The organism is Streptomyces sp. NH27, from assembly GCF_056859195.1.
Map to the genome: position 1 here is coordinate 1 of NZ_JACEGK010000362.1, position 8,163 is coordinate 8,163.

At 71.9% G+C, this 8,163-nt stretch carries 7 protein-coding genes; 6 read left to right on the plus strand and 1 reads right to left on the minus strand.

Annotated elements, in window-relative coordinates:
- The 6 genes from AC13HU_RS25745 to AC13HU_RS25770 form a co-directional block, all read left to right on the plus strand.
- Positions 1-705, plus strand: a 705-nt coding sequence (locus AC13HU_RS25745) for a sirohydrochlorin chelatase (RefSeq protein ID WP_483044328.1), incomplete at its 5' end; no start/stop codon positions are given.
- Positions 706-826: 121 nt separating this feature from the next.
- Positions 827-2,116: a deoxyguanosinetriphosphate triphosphohydrolase gene (locus AC13HU_RS25750; RefSeq protein WP_483044329.1), complete on the plus strand. Its 1,290-nt coding sequence runs from the start codon at positions 827-829 to the stop codon at positions 2,114-2,116.
- A 174-nt stretch (positions 2,117-2,290) separates the two neighbouring features.
- On the plus strand, positions 2,291-3,475 hold the full coding sequence (locus tag AC13HU_RS25755; RefSeq protein ID WP_483044330.1) for a helix-turn-helix domain-containing protein: 1,185 nt from the start codon (positions 2,291-2,293) through the stop codon (positions 3,473-3,475).
- A gap of 322 nt (positions 3,476-3,797) precedes the next feature.
- Entirely contained in the window at positions 3,798-4,028 is a 231-nt protein-coding gene (locus AC13HU_RS25760) for a hypothetical protein (protein ID WP_483044331.1), read from the plus strand.
- 305 nt (positions 4,029-4,333) lie between these two features.
- Positions 4,334-5,596 (plus strand): NAD(P)/FAD-dependent oxidoreductase, encoded by a 1,263-nt coding sequence (locus AC13HU_RS25765; protein WP_483044332.1) that lies wholly within the window; start codon positions 4,334-4,336, stop codon positions 5,594-5,596.
- Between the two features lie 29 nt (positions 5,597-5,625).
- Complete coding sequence (locus tag AC13HU_RS25770) at positions 5,626-6,069, plus strand: GNAT family N-acetyltransferase (protein WP_483044333.1); 444 nt, start codon at positions 5,626-5,628, stop codon at positions 6,067-6,069.
- Positions 6,070-6,096: 27 nt separating this feature from the next.
- Here the strand turns inward: AC13HU_RS25770 and AC13HU_RS25775 are convergent, their stop codons facing one another.
- Positions 6,097-8,043, minus strand: a complete 1,947-nt coding sequence (locus AC13HU_RS25775; RefSeq protein ID WP_483044334.1) for a glycoside hydrolase family 9 protein — start codon at positions 8,041-8,043, stop codon at positions 6,097-6,099.
- Between the last annotated feature and the right edge of the window lie 120 nt (positions 8,044-8,163).

Here is an 8,163-nt window from a genome sequence, read left to right on the forward strand (position 1 = left end):
GTCGCCGTCGGCCACGGCAGCCGCGACCCGCGCTCCGCACCGGTGCTCGCCGACCTGGCCGCCCAGCTCCGCACCCTGCGCCCGGGCACCGAGGTGGAGGTCGGTTACGTCGAACGGAGCCGCCCCCTCATCGGCGAGGTGCTGGCCGGGCTGGCCGGACAGGTCGTCGTCGTACCCCTGCTGCTCGGCCGCGGCCACCACGTCAAGTACGACCTGCCGCAGACGCTCGCCGAGGCCGCGCACCTGCGGGGAGCCGTCGCCGGGGCGCTCGGGCCGCACCCGCTGCTCGCCCGCGCGCTGCACGACCGGCTCGCGCAGGCCGGCTGGACCGCCGACGGCGAGGCGGTCGTGCTGGCCGCCGCGGGCTCCCGCGACCCGGAGTCGGTCCGCGACACGGAGCGCACGGCCGCGCTGCTCGCCACCCGGCTCGGCGGCGTGCCGGTCCTACCCGCCTACGCCGTTGCCACGCACCCCACCGTCCCGCAGGCCGTGGCCGAACTCGCCGGGCGCGGCCTGCGCAAGGTCGCGGTCGCGTCCTGCTTCACCGCGCCCGGGCGGTTCTCCGCACAGAGCGCGGCCGCGGCCCCCTGGATCGTCTCCGCGCCGCTCGGCGCCCACCCGGCGATCGCCGAACTGGTCCTGCGCCGCTACGACGAGGCGTGCGCCGGTCTACGGTACGGCGCGCCCGCGGGCGTACGGGCCTGACACCGCCCGCCGCCCGCACCTACGCCCGCATGTACGTACGTACGCCCGTATGATCATCCGCCCGTATGCGGGGCGCGGGCGCACCAGCCGTCGGCCGCCCCGGCCGGTTACCGTCGTCGGTATGGACGGAAACCAGCCGGGCGGCTACACCGAGGCCGACACGGAGCGCTACGTACCCGAGCCGGACAAGCGGCCCGGGCGTACCGCCTTCCAGCGGGACCGGGCGCGGGTGCTGCACTCGGCGGCGCTGCGCCGGCTGGCCGGGAAGACGCAGGTCGTCGACCCCGGGGCGGGCGGTACCGCGGACACCGACACCAGCCCGCGCACCCGGCTGACCCACTCCCTGGAGTGCGCGCAGGTCGGCCGGGAACTGGGCGCGGCCCTCGGCTGCGACCCGGACCTGGTGGAGACCGCGTGCCTCGCGCACGACCTCGGCCACCCGCCCTTCGGGCACAACGGGGAGATGGTGCTCGCCGAGTTCGCCGCGGACTGCGGCGGCTTCGAGGGCAACGCGCAGAGCCTGCGGTTGCTGACCCGGATCGAGCCGAAACGGTTCACCCCGGTGACCGACCCCGCGACCGGCGAGCCCGAGCTCGTCAGCGTCGGCCTCAACCTCACCCGTGCCGCCCTCGACGCGGCCACCAAGTACCCCTGGCCGCGCGGCGGGCACCCCACCGACCCCGCATCCCGCAAGTTCGGGGTCTACCCGGACGACCTGCCAGTGTTCGAGTGGCTGCGCCAGGGCGCGCCCGAAGGCCGTACCTGCTTCGAGGCGCAGGTCATGGACTGGGCCGACGACGTCGCGTACTCGGTGCACGACGTGGAGGACGGCCTCCAGGCCGGGCACATCGACCCGCGCGCGCTCTCGGCCGGCCCCGAGCGGGCCGACGTCTTCGACTGCGCCCGCGCCCGCTACGCCCCGCCGGACGCCTCGCCCGCCGAACTCGCCGAAGCCCTCGACCGCCTCCTCGCGCAGCCCTGGTGGCCGCACCGCCACGACGACTCCGCGCTCGGCCAGGCCCGCCTGAAGGACGCGGCGTCCCAACTCATCGGGCGGTTCTGCCTCGCCGCGGAATCGGCCACCCGGCGGCGGTACGGGACCGCGCGGCTCACCCGCTACGGTGCGGAGCTCGTCGTGCCGCGCGAGCAGCGGCTCGAATGCGCCGTACTCAAGGCCGTCGCCGACCGCTACGTCATGCAGCGCGCGGCCCAGGCACGGCGGCGCGCCGAGCAGCGGGTCGTGATCGGTGAACTCGCGGAGATGCTGCTCGCTCGCGCTCCGGACGGGCTCGACCCCCAGTTCCGGGCGATCTTCGAGGGCGCCGGGGATGACGCGGGGCGCCGCCGCGCGGTCGTCGACCAGATCGCGTCGCTCACGGATGCCGCCGCGACGAATCGTCTCCGACGGTAACGGGACCCTCCGGGGCGGACGGTTCTGCCGGCCGACGGACCACTGCCGGTGGGCGGTTGCCCGCCGGGCGCCACACGGGAGGGGCGGCCCCGGCCACATCCGCGCTACTGCGCACGTAGGAGGGGCAGTTCGTGGGGGTACCGTCTTACTGTCGACGCCGAACGGGAGACTTCTATGCCTGCCTATGCGGAAGAGCACACCGGGGCGCGCGTCAAGCATGCCCGCAAGGTAAGAAGACTGACTCAGCGTGAGCTTTCCGACTTGTCGAGCGTCTCGTACAGCACGCTGACGAAGGTGGAACAAGGTGTCATGCCGGCGAGTCCGTCCGTATTGGGCGCGCTCGCACGGGCCTTGTCGGTGCCTGTCCCTGAGTTGACCGGTCAGCCGTACCTCGGCGAGTTGCGCAAGGACCAACTCGACGGGTTGATAGAGCCGATCCGGGAGGCGCTGAATGTCTACGACCTGGGACCGGACCCCGACATCACGCCGCGCACGTCCGGTGAGATGGAGACCGACGCTGAAGAAATGTGCGCTCTGGTACGCGCGACCAACATCAAGAAGGTTGCGGCAGACCTGCCAAGTTTGATCTTCGAGGCTACGACGGCGGCTCATGTCAGTCCCAGCGAGCGGCACTGGCGCTTGCTGGCCAGTACCTATCGCACTGCCTACGACGTCACGACGAAGCTGGGTTTCTTTGACCTGTGCACGGTTGCTCTGGACCGCATGGAGTGGGCGGCTCAGCGTGCATCCGATCCGGTCATCAGCGGTATGCGTCAGTATTTGCGTGCGCTGGCCTACTTGCGGGCGAGTGACTACCGCACCGGTCAACGGCTGATCGGCCTGGGAATGACCGCCTTGGAGCAGGCGGTTCCCGGACAAACGCGAGATGTCCTGACCGGCCAGCTTCACCTCGGTGCGTCGGTCCTCTCGGGCAGGGACAAGGACAAAGACGCGGCTGAGGGGCACCTGAATGAAGCAGAGCGGATCGCTCAACGAACTGGACCGGCCGAACGAGTTCACTGGCTCTCGTTCGGTCCCACGAACGTCGCTGCCCACCGGGTGAGCGTCCTCGCCGAGCTTGATCTCTATCCGGAGGCCGTACAGACGGCAACCGCTATGACGGTTCCGCAGGACTGGCCGTTGTCCCGGCGGGCCCACCACCATGCCGAGGTGGCATGGGCCCAGATGTGGAGTGGACACACGGAAGGGGCGTTCAGGAGCCTGCGACAGGCAAGGTCGCTGGCTCCGCAACAAACGCGTTACCACCCGATCGTGAGGGAGACCTACGCCGGGCTTGAGTCCGCTCGGCGACGCATGCCCGAGACCTTCACCAACTTCGGTGACTGGCTGGGAAACTGAGCGTAATTCATTGGCCGGAGCTATCAATCAGGTCTGATAGTTCCGGCCTTCACATGTCGGCAAGCTGGCAGGAAGTCACAGACCCCCGCGACCGCTGCAAGGTCCGGGGGCGTGGACAACCTGATGAGAGCAGGCTGACATGCATGAGCGTATGGGATGGCGAGAGCCGAGCACCAGAGCTGCCTTAGCGGGACCGCGCCAGGACGGCGACAGCGGTGACGGGAGCGGCGCGGTGAACGCCAGGCTTCTCCCGTGGCCGGGACCGGACGGAAGGGCGTGCTACCTCCGGTCGGGTGGGCGCCGCGATTCGGCGCTGTGGCGGTTGGCCGACGAGATGGAGTCGGTGCAGCTCGGGATGGCCCGGGAACTGCTGGGCTACGTCCACAGGACGATCGACGACGCCGCACCGTCGGAGGCCGAACTCCACGGCATGGTGGCTCACTTGTCCATGGCGTTGGCGGACTTGCTTCGCGTGGCTGACAGCCGTGGTGCGCTGCTCGGCTTGCCGCCCAACGGGTACCGGGCGGCATCGGTGGACGAGGTGGCCCAGTGATCCGTATGTGGGGTCTGGTCCTGCTGATGGGCTGGGCCGGAATCGTCGTGCTGGCCGGCCTCGCCGTGCCTTACGCAGACGCACTGTGAACCGCCTTCCAGCTCAACAGCTCCGGCCAACGGTCGGCGCGACAAGCCACCCACCCACCGCATGGTCACCGGACCGGCGGGACCGGGGTACCCGGGGGGTCGGGGGCGCCGTGGGATGATCAACGGGTGGGACGGACCGGCGCGGCGCCCTTCCCGTCCGGGCCGCCGTGCGGGACGCTCAGCAGGGCAACGGACAACCCGCCGGGGAGGCACACTGTGGTGGACGCGCACCAGACCTTCGTGATCGTCGGAGCCGGCCTCGCCGGGGCGAAGGCCGCGGAGACGTTGCGCGCCGAGGGTTTCACCGGCCGGGTGATACTGATCGGCGACGAGCGCGACCATCCGTACGAACGCCCACCGCTGTCCAAGGGGTTCCTGAACGGCAGCGAGGAGCGGGACTCCGTCTTCGTGGAGCCGGCCACCTGGTACGCCGAGCATGACGTCGAACTCCACCTCGGCCAGCCGGTGGTGCACCTCGACCGCGCCGCGCACACCGTCACGTTGGGGGACGGCACCGTCCTGCCGTACGACAAACTTCTGCTGGCGACGGGGGCGGAACCGCGCCGGCTGGACATTCCGGGCACCGACCTGGCCGGGGTGCACCACCTGCGCCGCCTCGCCCACGCGGAGCGCCTGAAACATGTGCTGACCAGCCTCGGCCGGGAGAACGGCCACCTGGTGATCGCCGGTGCCGGCTGGATCGGCCTGGAGGTGGCGGCCGCCGCCCGTGGCTACGGCGCCGAGGTCACCGTGGTGGAACCCGAGCCGACCGCGCTGCACGCGGTGCTCGGCCCCGAAATCGGCTCGGTCTTCACCGACCTGCACACCGAGCACGGGGTGCGCTTCCACTTCGGCAGCCGGCTCACCGAGATCACCGGCCAGGACGGCATGGTGCTGGCGGCCGTCGCCGACGACGGCACCGAGCACCCCGCGCACGACGTGCTCGCCGCGATCGGCGCCGCCCCCCGTACCGCACTCGCCGAGGCGGCCGGGCTCACCCTCGCCGACCGCGCCCAGGGCGGCGGCATCGCCGTGGACGCCTCCCTGCGCACCTCCGACCCCGACATCTTCGCGGCCGGCGACGTCGCCAACGCGGAGAACCCCCTGCTCGGGGGCCGGCTGCGGGTCGAGCACTGGGCGAACGCCCTGAACGGCGGCCCCGCCGCCGCCCGCGCCATGCTCGGGCAGCAGGTCAGCTACGACCGCATCCCGTACTTCTTCTCCGACCAGTACGACCTCGGCATGGAGTTCTCCGGGAACGCCGCGCCCGGGTCGTACGACCAGGTGGTGTGCCGCGGCGACGTCGGCAAGCGGCAGTTCATCGCGTTCTGGCTGCGCGAGGGGCGGGTGCTCGCCGGGATGAACGTCAACGTGTGGGACGTCACCGAACCCGTCCAGAACCTGATCCGCGACGGCCGCCCGGTCGACCCCGAGGCGCTGTCCGATCCCTCCGTGCCGCTAGCCTCGTTCCTGGACTGACCAGGAACGAAACGCGGAGGAAGTACCGTATGCGCACGGCCGTCGTACCCGTCGAGGAGATCTTCGCGCTGCGCTGGGAGGTGCTGCGCACCGGCATGCCGCGCGAGGCCGCGGTCTATCCGGAGGACTCGCCCGCCGACACCTTCCACATAGCCGCGTACGACGACGCGGGTGCGATCCAGGCGTGTGTCACGTTCTTCCCCGACCCCCTGCCGGGCGAGGCCGCCCTCGCGTACCGCTTCCGCGGGATGGGCAGCTCCGTCCAGGCGCGCGGGGCCGGCTACGGGGCGGCGGCCCTGCGCGCCGGCCTGCGCGAGGCCGCCTCCCGTGGTGCCCAGGTCGTCTGGTGCAACGGCCGCACGTCCGCCCGCGGGTTCTACGAGCACTTCGGGTTCACCGTCACGGGTCCGGAGTTCCTGCTGGAGCCGAGCGGCCCCCACTACGTCTTCGTGACCAAGGAGTTGGCGGGGTAACGGACTCTGCGCCGTGCCGGGGCACCCCTAACGTGCCCGGGCGGACAGGGTGAACGCCAGGAGGCCGGAGGCGTCCATGTCGAGCGCGGGTTCGGAACTCTGCCAGGAGCGGACGTCGTCCGCGTAGGTGCTGCCGTGCCCGGTGAAGGGTGCGAAGGGCTCGCCGGTGGGCGGGCAGGCCCGCATGCCGTCGAGATAGTCCCCGAGGCCGCCCTCGAACTGGTCCGAACCGTTGGGCCCGTTGACGATCGCGCCGACTTCCAGCGGCTGCTTGCCGTCGGGACCGCCCGCGAGGTTGCCGAGTTCGCCGGCGGTGCACCGCGGGAAGGTGGTGCCCTCGCCGACGACGAAGGACGTGCCCCAGGGGTTCGCGCCGAGCACCCAGTCGAGTTGCCGGACGGCGAACCGGTCGAAGGTGTGGTCGCCGGTGGCGGCGGCGTACAGCCGGGCGGTGGCGGCCATCCCCAGCGTGTGCGAGTCGGCGTCGAAGTCGTCGTAGACCGCGCCCGCGTGGAAGGGGTCGGCCTGCGCGCGGGCCTGGCCGTCGGCGAGTTGGGCCCTGACGTAGCCGGTGAGCTGCCGTGAGGTGACGGCGAGGCCGCCGGTGTGCCCGGCCGCGTTGATCGCGCGGGCCAGGTCGAGATCGGCGAGCGCGCTGGTGTCGTACATGTTGAGCGTGTCCGTGTCGGCCTCGCTCTGGTGGCCCTTGGCCCACTTCGCGCCCTGCGCCAGCCAGGTGTTGGCCCGCGGGTCGTGCAACTGTTGTGCGGCCAGGGCGAGTTCGGCGCCGCCGAAGGCGAGGTCGTCCTGCCAGCTGGTCTCGGGGTAGTAACTGGCGGGCACCGTGGTGACGAGGGCGCCCGGGTGGGTGTCGGCCAGGCCGTAGATCTGCGCGGCCGTCGCGAGGTAGGCGCGGGCCCTGGCACGGTCGGTGTGCGCGTAGCTCTGCGCGGCGAGCGCGAAGTCGGCGGCGAGCCGGCCGGCCTGGTTGGGGCTGATCTTCGAGCCGGGCGCGGCCGCCTCGAAGACCGGGCGGTTCTTCAGGAACGGGTGCGCGCTGTCGGTGTCGTCCAGCTCGGGCAGCCGCCACACGTCATGGTCGCCGACGACGCTGCCGCTCTCCGTGCCCGAGCCGAGACCGACCTGGATGTAGAGGGTCTTCGTGGTGCCGTCCCACATCTTGTCCAGCCAGTCCAGGCCGTGCCGGGCCTCGGCGCCGAGCGGGCCGGCGGGCCCGGCGCCGCTGTCCCGGCCGGCGATCTCCAGCGCGGCGACCGCGTAGGAGGTGGTCTCGGTGAACTTCAGGTAGTCGCCCGCGTCGAACCAGCCGCCGGAGACGTCCACCGGCCCGCCGATCTTCTTCGGGGCGGCCTTGATCGCGTCGCTCTCGTCGGGGTCGGTGAAGGCCGGCCAGGCGTAGACGGAGGCGTGCGCGTCATTGAGGTGCGCGGGCTTGCGGGCGAGCCGGCCGGGGATGGTGTCGGCGCCGTCGCGCTGGGCCTGGAAGAAGGCGGTGGTGTCGGCGGCGGGCCTGCCGAAGACGGATGGCGGGGTGCCGATGGTGAAGACCGGCGAGCTGCCGGTGACGGCGCCGCCGACCACCAGGTGGTAGCGGCCCGGGGTGCGGACCGTGCCGAAGTCGATGCCGTACACCGCCCGGTAGGCGGCGTTCCACTTCCCCAGGCTCGCGCCGGTCCGGCCCGAGGTGACCGTACGGCCGCCGGTGCCCACCAGCCGCCACGTCGCGCCCTTCACCGGGGACTCGGCGAGCAGGAACGCCTCCTTGGCGCCCTTCGCCGCGTAGCCGACCTGGTTCACCCGGACCAGCCCCTGGGTGGCGGTCGCCGCGTCGGCGGTGGAACCGGCCAGCGACAGCGCGGCCAGCAGCCCCGCCGCGGTCAGACCGCTCGCGGTGGCCGTCGTGATCCTGCGCAACCCCGCCCGACGGGCGGTCCCCACTCTGACGGAGGGCATACGGCGGCGTCTCCTCGCGGATGCAGATTAGGAAAGCTTCCTAACGAATACGGAGGAAGCTAGTGCCGCCCCGCCCCCGGGTCAATGCGTCCGTACCGACCCTTTCCCCGGGGACTCCGC